The sequence below is a fragment of the Halomonas sp. ISL-56 genome (genome assembly GCF_018612805.1).
In the GTDB taxonomy this organism is placed as follows: Bacteria; Pseudomonadota; Gammaproteobacteria; order Pseudomonadales; family Halomonadaceae; genus Vreelandella.
Window position 1 is genome coordinate 40,763 of sequence record NZ_JAGGRO010000005.1, and the last position, 13,284, is coordinate 54,046.

At 54.6% G+C, this 13,284-nt stretch carries 11 protein-coding genes; 6 read left to right on the forward strand and 5 right to left on the reverse strand.

Annotated elements, in window-relative coordinates:
- Positions 1 to 27 precede the first annotated feature (27 nt).
- Positions 28 to 906: a DMT family transporter gene (locus J7J49_RS03760; protein WP_215090317.1), complete on the forward strand. Its 879-nt coding sequence runs from the start codon at positions 28 to 30 to the stop codon at positions 904 to 906.
- A gap of 140 nt (positions 907 to 1,046) precedes the next feature.
- Here J7J49_RS03760 and J7J49_RS03765 read toward each other — a convergent pair whose 3' ends face one another.
- Positions 1,047 to 2,492 (reverse strand): hypothetical protein, encoded by a 1,446-nt coding sequence (locus J7J49_RS03765; protein ID WP_064236139.1) that lies wholly within the window; start codon positions 2,490 to 2,492, stop codon positions 1,047 to 1,049.
- 324 nt (positions 2,493 to 2,816) lie between these two features.
- Between J7J49_RS03765 and J7J49_RS03770 the strand changes: the two genes are divergently transcribed.
- The 3 genes from J7J49_RS03770 (at position 2,817) to J7J49_RS03780 (ending at position 7,197) form a co-directional block, all read left to right on the forward strand.
- A complete protein-coding gene (locus J7J49_RS03770; RefSeq protein ID WP_064236138.1) occupies positions 2,817 to 3,197 on the forward strand; it encodes a septal ring lytic transglycosylase RlpA family protein in 381 nt (126 codons plus the stop codon).
- Positions 3,198 to 3,432: 235 nt separating this feature from the next.
- On the forward strand, positions 3,433 to 4,431 hold the full coding sequence (locus J7J49_RS03775) for an NADP-dependent oxidoreductase (protein WP_064236137.1): 999 nt from the start codon (positions 3,433 to 3,435) through the stop codon (positions 4,429 to 4,431).
- A gap of 213 nt (positions 4,432 to 4,644) precedes the next feature.
- Positions 4,645 to 7,197 carry a glucose/quinate/shikimate family membrane-bound PQQ-dependent dehydrogenase gene (locus J7J49_RS03780; protein ID WP_064236136.1) on the forward strand — a complete coding sequence of 851 codons (2,553 nt, stop codon included), beginning with the start codon at positions 4,645 to 4,647 and terminating at the stop codon, positions 7,195 to 7,197.
- Between the two features lie 148 nt (positions 7,198 to 7,345).
- Here the strand turns inward: J7J49_RS03780 and J7J49_RS03785 are convergent, their stop codons facing one another.
- Entirely contained in the window at positions 7,346 to 9,436 is a 2,091-nt protein-coding gene (locus J7J49_RS03785; RefSeq protein WP_353048331.1) for a TonB-dependent receptor family protein, read from the reverse strand.
- 154 nt (positions 9,437 to 9,590) lie between these two features.
- Here J7J49_RS03785 and J7J49_RS03790 point away from each other — a divergent pair, with 154 nt between their 5' ends.
- Positions 9,591 to 9,764, forward strand: a complete 174-nt coding sequence (locus tag J7J49_RS03790) for a YqaE/Pmp3 family membrane protein (RefSeq protein ID WP_009722289.1) — start codon at positions 9,591 to 9,593, stop codon at positions 9,762 to 9,764.
- A gap of 96 nt (positions 9,765 to 9,860) precedes the next feature.
- Here J7J49_RS03790 and J7J49_RS03795 read toward each other — a convergent pair whose 3' ends face one another.
- Both J7J49_RS03795 and J7J49_RS03800 read right to left on the reverse strand, forming a co-directional pair.
- On the reverse strand, positions 9,861 to 10,340 hold the full coding sequence (locus J7J49_RS03795) for a nucleoside deaminase (RefSeq protein WP_064236135.1): 480 nt from the start codon (positions 10,338 to 10,340) through the stop codon (positions 9,861 to 9,863).
- Between the two features lie 72 nt (positions 10,341 to 10,412).
- On the reverse strand, positions 10,413 to 11,675 hold the full coding sequence (locus J7J49_RS03800) for a dicarboxylate/amino acid:cation symporter (RefSeq protein WP_215090319.1): 1,263 nt from the start codon (positions 11,673 to 11,675) through the stop codon (positions 10,413 to 10,415).
- A gap of 413 nt (positions 11,676 to 12,088) precedes the next feature.
- Between J7J49_RS03800 and J7J49_RS03805 the strand changes: the two genes are divergently transcribed.
- On the forward strand, positions 12,089 to 12,295 hold the full coding sequence (locus J7J49_RS03805) for a cold-shock protein (RefSeq protein ID WP_007111402.1): 207 nt from the start codon (positions 12,089 to 12,091) through the stop codon (positions 12,293 to 12,295).
- Positions 12,296 to 12,407: 112 nt separating this feature from the next.
- On the opposite strand, the gene J7J49_RS03810 is transcribed toward J7J49_RS03805, so the two are convergent.
- On the reverse strand, positions 12,408 to 13,274 hold the full coding sequence (locus J7J49_RS03810; protein ID WP_215090321.1) for a putative RNA methyltransferase: 867 nt from the start codon (positions 13,272 to 13,274) through the stop codon (positions 12,408 to 12,410).
- Positions 13,275 to 13,284 lie beyond the last annotated feature (10 nt).

Consider the following 13,284-nt stretch of genomic DNA (forward strand, 5'->3'; position numbering starts at 1 on the left):
CACATTCACTAATCAAGGAGAACGCTTATGCATCCCGTTCACTCCCCCGCGTTATTCCCACGTTGGTACAGTGTTGGTGCGGCGTTAGTGGCCGTGATGCTTTGGAGTGCCGCGCCGCTGCTGGCGGAGTTTGCCAAAGCGACACCGCCCTTGCAGCTAACCTCCGTTACCCTGTTAGCAGGGGCATTAGCAACGTTGCCGTTAAGCCGCCGGGTTAAGGTCGCCAGCTGCGGCGTGGGCTGGCAGTTGAGTGTTTGGGTAGGTATCCCGCTGCTTATCTTTGGCGCCGTCAGCACCTATTTTATTGGCATGCGGTTAGCGCCCGCTGCCGAGGCGGCGCTGATTACCTACACATGGCCGGTGCTGTTTGTGTTACTCAGCCAGTGGAGCCGTTGTGGCCGCCTGCAAATTGCTGGGGTTATCGGCGCGCTGATTGCGTTTTCGGGTGCGGCGCTGCTGCTGGTTCCTCAAGCCATCAATGGAGGTCTGGGTGGCGCCACCACAGGCTATGCGCTAGCCCTGTTGGCCGCCTGCTGCTGGGCAATCTATTCATGGTTAAGCCAAGCAGCGCCAGTAGCATTAACGCCACTGCTGCCGCGGCTACTGCTCATCGCTTGCGCTATTGCCGTAGCGGCGAGCCTGGCACTCGAAGGCACGCTGGCATTTCCCAGTGGAGAAGCATTGTTGGCAGGTATTGCCCTGGGGTTAGGGCCTTACGGAGTCGCCATGGTGGCGTGGGATAAAGCGTTGCGCTGGGGCCACGCGAGCCTAGTGGGCAGCTTGGCGTATGGCGTGCCGATCTTGGCCGCCCTGCTGCTGGTGCTGGCAGGCATGAGCGTACTCGACTGGCGTTTACCCGCCGCAGCCGTGCTGGTGGTGGTAGGCTGCCTCAAAGCTGGCCGTTAACTCCTTACTATTTATACTACTTACTATTTATACTCCTTACACCTAACAATTTACTCCTCACTACCGACCAACGCCCCTATCACGATAAGCAACAGGGGCGTTGGGCATTATCGATCAACGCTAATCATTAAAGCTAATCATCAAAGCTCTGGGGGAATATTCGTCGGTTCCATCTCAAGGCTTAGTTCGAATAAGCCGCTACCGGTAGCGCTAAAGCCCCGAGCGCTGACCGTGTAAGTGCCGGGCAGCAAGGGCTCCTGAAGCCGTGAGTCAGTACCGCCCGCGCCATCGTCATCGCTGGCGACAAAACCTTGGCCACTGATCTCTATAAAGGTATCAAAATCAGCAGAGCGCATTTCCAACGTCACTAGCGAGCTCTCAGTCACCTCCAACTGGTACGTCAGCGGTTCACCGCTGTACCAACCGTTGAGCGATTCACCAGGGGTAAGCATGCCTTCATTACGCAGATCCACATCGGGCATATCCCGCGGTTCCATGGAGAGCGTAAACATCCCACTACTCTCGCCATAGGCAGTGCGTGCCGTTAACTGATATTCACCGGGGGCAAGGAAATCAGCGATGCTGGCATCCAGATTACCGGCACTGTCATCATCTTCGCGGTAGTAACCGTTAGGCCCCTCAAGCACCAGGTAAGAATCGATGTCGCTGGAGCGCATTTCTATCTGGTACATACCCGCTTCTTCTACCTCTACTTGGTAGCTAAGATCCTGACCACTGTACCAACCGTTGAGAGAATCATCTGGGGTTAGCGCTCCATCATTACGCAGCTCACCATTACCCGGCAACTCGTGAGGCGCGACTGAGAGCGTATAAACGCCATTGCCATCACCGTAGGCGCTGCGTGCTGTCAGAGTGTATTCACCCGGCTCCAGGAAATCGGCAATGCGCGCGTCTAAATCACCAGCACTGTCGTCGTCTTCACGAGCGTAACCATTCGGCCCTTTAATCTCCAGGTAGGCGTCGAAGTCGTCAGAGCGCATTTCCAACTGGTAAAGACCCGCTTCTTCTATATTCAGGGTGATTTCACGGGCATCGCCTTGCAACCAGCTGTCGATTGGCTCGCCCACGGCCACCGTGTCGGCATCCGTCAACTCAACGGTGCGGCTGACAACGGTAAACGGGCCATAGCTATGGGCATCGACACCGCTAACCACCACCACATAGTCACCGCTCTCCTCAATACGGTGGCGCACGACAGGGGCATTATCAAGCAGCTGTAGCTGGTCATCATAAAGCGCCACAACGCCCTGCAGGGCTCCGTTGAGAGAAACCTCAACAATCTCATCCTCTTCCAGTGAAATGGCATAGCGCATAAAGCGGCTACCATCGTTACCGTTCAATTCGCTGGCCGAGGTTATTTCGCCACGCAGGCGCTCATCAAGGGTGAGCTTTTCAAGGCCAACAATAGCCTCGGCAACCGGCGGCTGATCGGTGATCTCAGCGCTTTCGGCAGGCACTTCATCGGCGGTTTGCCCTGGCAAGGGAATAATTTGAGCGGCGAGAAAACCAACGGCGGCGCCACCAACCGCCACCAATACAAACGCAAACGAAGAGGATTTAGCCATGAGCGGTTCCTTGTTGAGTCGCAATGACAATCATTAATTAGATAAGCACTTTTGATTATAAGATGCTTACTCAATTAAAGTGAGCGTTTAATGAAAAATGCTGCATTGCACAAGAATCTTTCTCTATGCGTTTCATACCTAGGCTGATAAGTCACTGAAACCCAAGGCCACATAAGTAGAGATTAAAAAATCTTGAAATTGAACCTATCTGCATCGATCTTCTCAAAGCTTGCTGACTCGTTGCGACAAGGGTAGTATCGACAGGCCTATCAGGCACCTCATCAAGAGTGCGGGATTCGCAACACGCAAAACCGAGGTACTCCTATGGGAGCCCAAAAAAGACTGATCCGAACGATTTGCTTGGCAGCAGTAGTAGTAAGCAGTGCTGCCAACAGTGCTTTTGCACATGAGACAGAAACGCAGGAAGGCGTTGCCTCCTTTTACAGTGACCGCTTTCAAGGCGCGACCACTGCCAGCGGAGAGCCCTTTGACCAGCAGGCATTGACCGCCGCACATCCGAGTTTGCCATTTGGCACGAAGGTGTTGGTGACACGCCCGGACACGGGGCAAGAGGTAGAAGTACTGATCAATGACCGCGGCCCCTTTATTCAAGGACGCATTATTGATTTATCTAAACGCGCGGCTGCGAAGCTTGGCATGATTCGCCGCGGTACAGCTCCAGTGATGGTAACGCTGTTGGATTAACGGATAACACATCCTTGATTGTTGTGTGATACCCCTTAGCCTAATCAATGTGACAGCACACAAAGCACCATTAACACAAGACAGCAAACAGACAGGGCGACCAGCGATGGTTCGCCCTGTTTTCTTATGCGGCTTACCTCATGTGACTTACTTCCCGATACATTAACGAACTTGCAAGCAGGCTAAGTGTCTCTATGCTGCAAGGAGTTCAACACGCTATTTGCAGGAGGCACTTATGCAGTCACAATTTTATACGCTTACCGATTACCCCAACGGCCTACCCGACCGCGCACTATTCAAGCTGGAAACACAAACCCTACCCGATCTAGCCGAGGGTGAAGTGCGCATTCGTAATCACTGGCTTTCCGTCGACCCCTACATGCGTGGTCGCATGAGCGGTATTCGCACTTACGTGGAGCCGTTTGAACTCGGCAAACCGATGGAAGGTGGCGCCATTGGTGAGGTGATCGAGTCCAATGATTCAAGCCTGAAAGTGGGCGACAAAGTCAGCCATATGGGCGGCTGGCGGGATGTTGCCCAACTTCCCGCACAGAGCGTCACCAAGTTACCCGATCTCGACGTTCCCGAGCAGGCCTACCTGGGTGTGCTGGGCATGCCTGGCATGACCGCCTGGACTGGCCTCAACCTGATTGCCGAATGTAAGCCTGGCGACAATGTTTTAGTCAGCGCGGCCAGCGGCGCAGTTGGCTCGTTAGCCGTCCAATTGGCTAAAGCGAAGGGCTGTCATGTGGTGGGTATTGCGGGCGCCGCTCATAAGCTCGCATGGCTGGAGTCATTGGGCGTCGAGCCGGTCAGCTACCAAGATAGAGACGCTCACGAGCTTGGCGATGCCATTAAACTCGCCAGCCCCAACGGTATCGACGTCTATTTCGAAAATGTCGGCGGCATTTGTCTTGAAGCGGCACTTAGCCAGCTTAATGAAGGCGCTCGGATTGCCGTGTGCGGCATGATTGATGGTTACAATGCCAAAGAACCTGCTCCTGGCCCTCGTAATCTTGCTCAGCTAATTATGCGCAAAGCCAAAATGCAGGGCTTTATCGTCACCGATCACTGGGCGAGCTACTCCTATTTCCTAAACGAAGTGGCTCCCCAGGTAGCGGAAGGTAAACTGGATTATAAAGAGACCGTGAAAGAGGGCTTAGAAAGCACGCCCGACGCCTTCCTCGCCCTGTTTGATGGCGGCAACACCGGTAAAATGCTGGTCAAACTGTAGCGTTCCGCTCATCTCTATCCCACCCTTATTGCACCCTGGCCGCAGCACGCGTTGCGCTTCGGCCAGGGCTTCAACTAAGAAAAAATTATCAAAACGTTAGACCAATAGCGAATTGATAATTAAAATTGCCTTTAAGAAATGTGTGTTTTAACCCATCGGCGCTGTCGATGGGTTAGAGCGCGTTGTTGGTACATTGTTACAAGGGGACATCTCATGGAAGAAAGCACGCGCGATCACGGTAAAGGGCCAGCGATTGTCGCTGGCCTGTTACTACTTATTGTCGGCTTGGCGCTCGCTCTTGGCGGCAGCAAGCTCGTCAGCGTAGGCGGCAGCGCCTACTACTTAATTGCCGGACTTAGTATTATTGCCTGCGGCGTTTTATTTGCTCTGCGTCGCGGCGCCGCGCTGTGGCTCTACGCGCTGATACTTTTCGCCACTTTGGTGTGGGCATTGTGGGAGGTTGGCCTCGACTGGTGGCAGTTAGTGCCTCGCGTCGCCATTCTCTGCTTGATTGGCATTCTGCTGCTTCTGCCCTGGTGGCGTAAGCCGCTGCACTCAAAAGGCGGCAGCCTGGCGCTTGTTGGTAGCATTGCTGCCGCGGTTATCGTGGCCATTGCCAGTCAGTTTAACGACCCCGGCGCTATCGAAGGGTCGCTGGCAACTAACCGCTCATCAACGGCCGATAGCGTTAACCCTGCCCAAGTGGCGGACGATGACTGGCCCGCCTATGGCGGTACCAATGCGGGCACCCACTACTCTTCCCTTGATCAAATTACCCCGGACAACATCGGCGAGCTTGAAGAGGTATGGCGCATTCAAACCGGTGACAAAGCGGGCCCCAACGCGCCCCCGGAAATCACCAATCAGAATACCCCGCTAAAAGTGAACGACAGTTTGTATATCTGTACGTCTCACAGCCGGGCGATGGCGCTGTCTCCTGAAACAGGCGAAACCCTGTGGGCGTTTGACCCCGAAATCAGCACCATGGGGGCAGATGACTTTTCCGGCTGGGCGCATATGACCTGCCGCGGCCTCGCCTACTATGACGCCGCTAACTATTCTACTGATACTAGCGACGCTGCGACCGATAGCACAGAAGAGACGAACAGTGACGCTACCCCGAACAGTGCTACAGCGCTCTCTTTTGATATCTTCGATAGCAACGACATTTTCAGCCTGGATCTCTCCTTCTTGTCACTGATGTTTGGGGCTGAAGAAGAAAACGGCACCCCACAGCCAATGCTCAGTGAAACCGACGTTATGTGCCCACGCAGGCTCTACCTGCCGACGGCGGATGCGCGTTTGATTGCACTGAATGCTGACACGGGTGAGCGGTGCGCCAGCTTTGGCGATAACGGCGAAATTGATCTCACTAACAACATCGGTGAATTTTCTCCAGGCGGTTACTACTCCACCTCTCCGCCCACGGTCACTGAGAACCTGGTTATTCTAGGTGGGCACGTCACCGACAATAGCTCCACCGACGAGCCGTCCGGCGTTATCCGTGCCTTTGATGTGCATACCGGTGAGCTGGTATGGAACTGGGATAGCGGCAATCCCGATAACACCGACCCGCTACCAGAAGGTGAAACCTACACGCGCAACTCCCCCAACGTATGGGCACCAATCAGCGTTGATGAAGAACTGGGCCTCGTATACCTGCCCATGGGTAACGCTACGCCTGACCAATATGGCGCCAACCGCACCGAGAACGACGAAACTTATAGCGCAGGCCTGGTAGCACTTAACGTCGATGACGGTCAGGTGGCGTGGGTTTATCAGTTTGTGCACCACGACCTATGGGATATGGATACACCGGCACAGCCCGTGCTAATTGATTTGGCGACTAATGAGGGCACCCAGCCCGCGGTTATTCAGCCGACCAAACAGGGCAGCCTGTATGTATTGAACCGCGAAACCGGCGAACCGATTGTACCCATCGAAGAAGTACCGGTTCCGCAGGGCGCCGTAGAAGGCGACTGGACGGCCGAAACGCAGCCGCGCTCAGCGCTTAACCTGCTGCCATCGCCGCTCACCGAGCGCGATATGTGGGGTGCTTCACCGTTTGACCAGATGATGTGCCGCATTCAGTTCAATTCTTTGCGCTACGAAGGCCAATACACACCGCCTTCGCTGGAAGGCAGCATCGTTTATCCAGGTAACGTGGGGGTAATGAACTGGGGCGGCGTTGCGGTGGATCCTGAACGCCAAGCGCTGTTTACCGGGGCTAAATATTTGGCCTTCGTTTCCACGCTGGTGCCCCGCGAAGAAGTCGAAGAGGCTGAAGGCTCTGCCAGTGAACAAGGGCTGCAAATTAATGCAGGCGCGCCCTATGCCGTTAAATTAGGCCCGCTGCTATCAGTACTCGGCCTACCCTGCCAAGCGCCTTCCTGGGGTGACGTTGCGGGCATCGACTTGCAAAGCAATGAAGTGGTATGGAAACACCGCAATGGCACCACGCGGGACAGCATGCCGTTTGACCTGCCGATTGGTTTGAACGTCGGTGTTCCTGCGCTAGGCGGCCCATTAACCACCGCTGGCGGTGTGTCATTCTTGAGCGGCACGCTGGATCAGTACCTGCGCGGATACGACATCACCACCGGCGAGGAGCTGTATAAAGCGCGCCTACCGGCAGGTGGCCAAGCTACCCCGATGACCTATACAGGCCAAGATGGCCGACAGTACGTGGTCGTCACGGCGGGGGGCCACGGTACCTTTGGTACCAAGATGGGCGATTATGTAATTGGCTACGCGCTACCGGAGTGATCGGTTAGCTTAGCGACGCGTAAGGACAATCGCCAACGAGAACGGGCGGCCTCATCAATGAGCGCCGCCCGTTTTTATTTACAAAGCCTTTAAAACTTCTCTTTTAAAAGAGCACTTTTTTGAAACGTATCTCTTAGAAACTTACCTCTTAGAAACGCACCTCTAGCCCGCCATACACACTGCGCCCAGGAGCAGGTTCGTAGAAACGTCCAAAGGTGCCGTTCAAGCGCACGTTGGCGTAGTGCTCTTCATCAAACAGATTGCGCACACCTACGTAAGCATTTAGCCGTGTATCGCTACCCAACTGCCAACCATCCCCCACCCGCAGGTTCACCAGCCAGTAGCTATCCACCTCTGTCTCGTTAGCGTTGTCCGCCACCAAATCGCCCACATACTGGGTTTCCAGCGTGGCAAAGCGCTCATCAAGGCCTTGCCAGGTTAGCTGGTTGACCCAGGTTTGCTCGGGCAGGCCGGGAATACGGTTACCAGCGAAGCTTTCAGTGGGGGTGGCGAACTGATCAAACTCATAACGGGCTAGCGTCAGGGCGCTATTTAGCCGCCACTGGCTGGCCACCTGCCAACCCAGCGCCAGCTCAATGCCGTCACGGTCGGTGTCGCCTGCGTTTTGATAGAAAGTGCGGCCGCCGTCATCATAAGGCACCAGCTCATCGCGTACGCGTACTGAAAACAGCGCTAAATCGTAATCCATCGCCAGCGGCTCTACATAACCCCGCAGACCCACCTCACGGTTCCAGGCTTTTTGCGGTGACACCGATGGGTTAAAGCCGCCGCCCGCGGGGTTAGCAAACTCTGAGAACGTCGGCGTTTCAAAAGCGGTACCGGTATTGATATAAGCCTGATGCTGCGGGCGGTAACGATAGCTAAGCCCCGCCGAGCCGCTCCATTCGTTGAAGGTTTGCTCGCCGCTTTGATCACCATCGTCCTGATAGCGGTCATCTACCTCCAGCTCTACTCGGTCAAACCGTGCGCCAAGCGAAAGCGTCACTTGCTCGGTGAGCGCCAGATCGCCCTGGGCAAACACTCCCGCCGAGGTCGCAGTCTGCGTCTCTTCCGCCACCTGCTCGCCGATAACGCCTTGGCCGTTTACATCGTTGCGGAAGCGCTCATCGTCCTGGCGGGCCACATCAACACCGGTGATATAGCTTAACGGCAGGCTACCCAGGCTGACTTCATGGTGATACTCAGCGCTCGCGCCCAGGTAGTCGCGCTGGTAGCCGATGCGGCTATCGCCCACGTAGGGCAGTTGCTGCTCAAAATCACGCTGGGCGATAAAGCCTTTGAGATAAAGCTCGCCAGAGCCAGCGGACAAATCTTCGTACTGTAAGCCAAGCAACTGCTGATCGACATTCTGCCCTGCGTCTAGCGCCAGCGAATTAGGTGCGGCTTGATCACGGCCACTCGCCACTTCACGCGCGTTCAGCGCGCCGGGATCTTCGGAGCGCGGGTTGTCGAGCAGATTGATGATCGCGGTTAACGCCCGGTCGCTGCCTAGCTCGCGGCGCAGCTTGGCATTCAGCAGGTACTTCTCTGTGGAGCTTTGCTCCCGATAGCCATCCACATTGAGCGCCGAAAAACTCACATGGTGCGACCAATCCCCCTGAGCGCCCCCTGTTTGCACAACCGCCTTGCGGTAGCCATCGCTGCCCACTTCGGTGCGCACACTCGAGCCAGGGTTATCACGCCCATCGGCGGTGGTGACATCAATCACCCCACCCGCCGCGTTACCGTAGAGCACCGAAGAGGGCCCACGGATCACTTCAATGCGCTCTGCGCTGTCCAGATCAATGGCATCCAGCTGCGCCTGGCCGTCCGGCAGCGTATAGGGAATACCATCCACCATCACAGTAATCCCGCGCACCCCAAACGGCGCCCGGGCGCCAAAGCCGCGAATGGAGATTCGCTGGCCTTGGGCAAAGTTATCGCGATTTTGCAAAAACACCCCTGGCACGCGTACTAACGCCTCATCCAGCCGTGTACGCTGCTGCCCCTGAGCAATCGCTTCGTGGTCAAGCGTTGAAACCGCAGCGGGCGTAGCGTAAAGCTCCCGCGATAGCCGAGGCGCCGTCACTTCCAGCGTGGCCAAGTTATTGCTATCGGTCGGACTCTCTTGCGCCCAGCTTGGGCTTGCGCCCAGGCAGCTTAATAAGCAAAAAGACGTGGTAGTTACTTTTAACGGTACTTTTTTTAACGACGCTTTTTTTAACGATGCTTTGAACACGGGATTCCTTCCAAACAGCATAGAGCGGAAATAAATGGCGGAGTTGAACGAATGTCTACTCGGCTAGTCACAGAGGATTCGCCAAGGCATGGATAAATAGATAGATCGTGCCTACACTTGTACAAGTTACACCAATGAAAGCAAAGGAGGCTTCATGGCGTTTACAGCGACTGATCCAATCAAGATGATTTTTGCCGTAATACTTCCCCCACTCGGCGTTTTTTTTGAGGTCGGTTTTAAAGGGCATTTCTGGCTGAACATTATTCTAACGCTATTTGGCTTCGTACCGGGCATCATTCATGCGTTTTATGTAATATTGAAACATTAGGTTTTAACAGCCTGGTTTTAATAGCCGGTTATTGAGAGCCACGTAGCGTAAAGACGAAGCCGCCCAAGCTAACACTTGGGCGGCTTTTTTATGTCATTACGACAAGCGGGCATGGCGCCGCTTATGCAACGCGTGAACGCGCTCATCCAGCTCCGCTATCGGGCCTTCCACCTTGAGCCCAGGCACCACCTGCTGAATAGGCAGAATCGCGACTGGCGATGGGGACACACCTAAATCGTCAAGCCAGCGACTCAGCTGTTGAGATGAACTGACGTAGACAATTCGCCCAAGCCCTACCCAGCCATGGGCAGCGGCGCACATAGGGCAGTGCTCACCCGATGTATAAACGGTTGCCTTTGCTCGCGCCTCTGGCGTCATATGCTGCGCCGCCCAGCGCGCCAGGAAGAACTCAGGGTGCTGAGTTGAATCCCCACCGGCAATGCGATTACGGTCTTCTGCCAAGACATCCCCTTCGGCACTTACCAGCACGCTGCCAAAAGGTTCATCCCCCGCGTTAAGGGCCTCTTCGGCTAGCTCAACGGCACGGGTCAAATATCCAAGCTCTCGATTATCCATTGTAGGTTCTCCGCTGGATTAGTGACTGTCTCAACAACTGCCTCAACGACTTTACTCAACGACCTGCGCTGATTAGCCTTTTACTGCTTCTGGCGTGTCGCTTTCGGGCACTTCCTGTAACTGCTCACCTTCGCTTCGAGCAATGACTGAGGTGCCGACCAAGTCGCCTGTCACATTTAACGCGGTAGCGCCCATTCCCACCAGCGCATCAATCGCAGCCAGCAGCGCAACCGTCTCGATGGGCAGCCCCACTTGGGCAAACACAGTGGCAATCATGATAATACCGGCCCCTGGCACCCCTGCCGTACCTACCGATACCAGCGTGCCAATTAGCACGATCTGCACCATGCTAATGAAATCCAACGGCGCGCCAATCACATTGGCCGCAAATACCGCCGAGATAGCGATACGAATCGCTGCCCCATCCATATTTAAAGTAGCCCCTAACGGCAGGCTGAAGCCATAGATGCTTTTGGGGATCCCTAAGCGGTGGGCAGCATTAATAGTGAGCGGTAATGTACCCGAGCTACTTTGGGTGGCAAACGCAGTGGCCATCGGCGTACGGGCCTCGCGGAAAAAGGTGCGCAGCTTCACGCCAAACAGTCGCATGATGCCGCAATAAATCAGCAACTGGGTTGCTAGAGCGATATACAGTACAACCACCATATCGCCCAAAGAGAGCAGCGTTTCCAATCCCTGCTGACTCACCGTTTCAGCGACAATCGCAAACACCCCGATAGGCACATAGTGCAGCACCCCTGACATCACTTTTAGCGTGACCTCGTTGAGCGCCTCAATCACGCCATAAAGCCGTTCCCCCATGGCATGCTGACGCTCCGACTGACGCATTTTTAGCAGCGCAATACCAAACACCAGCGCCGTGAAAATAATGCCCAGCATATTGAGTTCGGCAAACGCACCAATAATATTATCCGGCACGATATTCAGCAGCGTATCCACAACGCCTGGATTCTCGGGCACCGAGAAGCTGGCACTCTCGTCCAAGGACATACCACTGCCGGGGCTAAACAGCGTGGCAACAGCCAAGCCCACCATGATCGCCAGCGCCGAAGAGGCCAGGTAATAAATGAACACCTTACCGCCGACGCGACCGGCACTGCCCTCGCGGGACTGGTTCACCCCGACCATCAGTGTGAATAGCACGATAGGCACAATCAGAAATGTAAGTAGTCGCAGAAGCAAATCCCCTAACGGCGCCAACCAAGCAGCCACTGCCTCACCACCGACAAGGCCAACCACAACCCCCAGCACTAGCGCGATAGTGACGCGTAAAATCAATGACGCCTGTGAATAGGCCTTCCAGATACTTGTCATTTAAGTCCCTAAAGATTTGAGGAAATTGGTAGGTCTAATAGTACCTACCACTCTAGTACCTACCACTCTATTAGTGTGGCACAGCGATATCTAGCAAGTGGTAAAGCAGGTAGCTTTCAAAGGCCTCACCGAAAGTGTATTGAAAATGGGCTGGTAATAGCGTCTTTCACTGACCCCATAGGTAAGATAATCCAGAAAGGCTTTGACACACGCTACGATCCATGACACTGTAGCGTCAGTTGGTTAGCAAGCAAGCATGGTTTCAGAAGTGTACGAAAAAGATTTAGAAATGTACGAGATAGACATGTACGAGATCTTTCGGCAAGACTGTAATTGTATTCCTTGTTTTATCCGCTATTAATCTGGGTGATACCAGGAACTTTACTAAGCGCTTTGCGCGAAAGGATTTTATTATGTCTACTGGCACAGTTAAGTGGTTCAACGATACTAAAGGCTTCGGTTTTATTGCTCCTTCTGACGGCGGCGATGACCTGTTTGCACATTTCTCTGAGATTCAAGCAGACGGCTTCAAAACCCTGCAAGAAGGTGCTAACGTTTCTTTTGACGTTACCCAGGGTAAGAAAGGTCTTCAAGCTTCAAACATCAAGCAAATCTCCTAACATTTATTGTTAGCAGTTTGCTCGAACCTTTCGAGGTTCGGATAACAAGGCCCGCTTATGCGGGCCTTGTTGCGTTTGGAGTATGCTGCGTTTGGAATATAAAGCAGAGGCTTCAAACCCTCAGCCACTGCACTACCCGAACATCTACCGTCACTGCCAGCATCTCAAGCGACGCCGCGCGAGCACGCCCTTCGGCGCTGGCCCGGTAAAGATGCGGCGTCATCGCCAACAGATCGGCAATTTCTTCGCTTCCCTTCAGTGTTAACGAGTAGCTTACTCTCTCGCTGCTATGGCTGGAAAAGCCTTCCGGCACTCCCACCTCATTCGAACGTTCGGGTTTTAATGTGGGATAGATAATTTCCCGCAGCTCGCGCAGGTGATCAGGCCCCGCCTCTACTTGCAGCAGCACGCCGCCCGTTTTTAGCACACGAGCAAACTCGCTAGTCACAGGAAAGCCAAACATGCACAGCACGCTATCCAGCGTTCCTGTTTGCACCGGCAAGTGCGCATTGCTACCCACCACCCAACTGCTTAGCGGAGAGTGCTTTGCATCTTGTTTGGCAGCAGCCAGCACTGCCCATTTAGAGATATCCAACCCCATCAGCAAAAGTGACCGCTCGTTAGCCGCAGCGTCAGCTAATTGGCGAAGGTAGTAACCTTCCCCACAGCCCGCATCCAGGCAGCTAAACGGCTCACTGCTTAGCGATTGAACCTCAGCATGGCCCAACACGGCATGACTGACCGCATCCGCAATGGGCTGATAGTGCCCAGCGTCAAGAAAGCGCTGGCGAGCAGCCACCATTGCCTTGCTATCACCCGGATCATGGGAGCGCTTTTGCTGCACCGGCAGCAAGTTAACGTAGCCCTGCTTGGCGATATCAAAGCTGTGCCCCTCAGGGCAGCGCCAAGCGCTGCCCGAGTGAGCTAACGGCTTGCCATCTAATGGGCAGGCCAGCGCCTGGAAAGGAGTGATGCTCATAGCTGTTTCT

Excerpts from the sequence above, each read along its gene's own strand:
- J7J49_RS03760 (WP_215090317.1), top strand. The coding sequence starts at position 28 with ATGCATCCCGTTCACTCCCCCGCGTTATTCCCACGTTGGTACAGTGTT.
- J7J49_RS03765 (WP_064236139.1), bottom strand. The coding sequence starts at position 2,492 with ATGGCTAAATCCTCTTCGTTTGCGTTTGTATTGGTGGCGGTTGGTGGC.
- J7J49_RS03770 (WP_064236138.1), top strand. The coding sequence starts at position 2,817 with ATGGGAGCCCAAAAAAGACTGATCCGAACGATTTGCTTGGCAGCAGTA.
- J7J49_RS03775 (WP_064236137.1), top strand. The coding sequence starts at position 3,433 with ATGCAGTCACAATTTTATACGCTTACCGATTACCCCAACGGCCTACCC.
- J7J49_RS03780 (WP_064236136.1), top strand. The coding sequence starts at position 4,645 with ATGGAAGAAAGCACGCGCGATCACGGTAAAGGGCCAGCGATTGTCGCT.
- J7J49_RS03790 (WP_009722289.1), top strand. The coding sequence starts at position 9,591 with ATGGCGTTTACAGCGACTGATCCAATCAAGATGATTTTTGCCGTAATA.
- J7J49_RS03795 (WP_064236135.1), bottom strand. The coding sequence starts at position 10,340 with ATGGATAATCGAGAGCTTGGATATTTGACCCGTGCCGTTGAGCTAGCC.
- J7J49_RS03800 (WP_215090319.1), bottom strand. The coding sequence starts at position 11,675 with ATGACAAGTATCTGGAAGGCCTATTCACAGGCGTCATTGATTTTACGC.
- J7J49_RS03805 (WP_007111402.1), top strand. The coding sequence starts at position 12,089 with ATGTCTACTGGCACAGTTAAGTGGTTCAACGATACTAAAGGCTTCGGT.
- J7J49_RS03810 (WP_215090321.1), bottom strand. The coding sequence starts at position 13,274 with ATGAGCATCACTCCTTTCCAGGCGCTGGCCTGCCCATTAGATGGCAAG.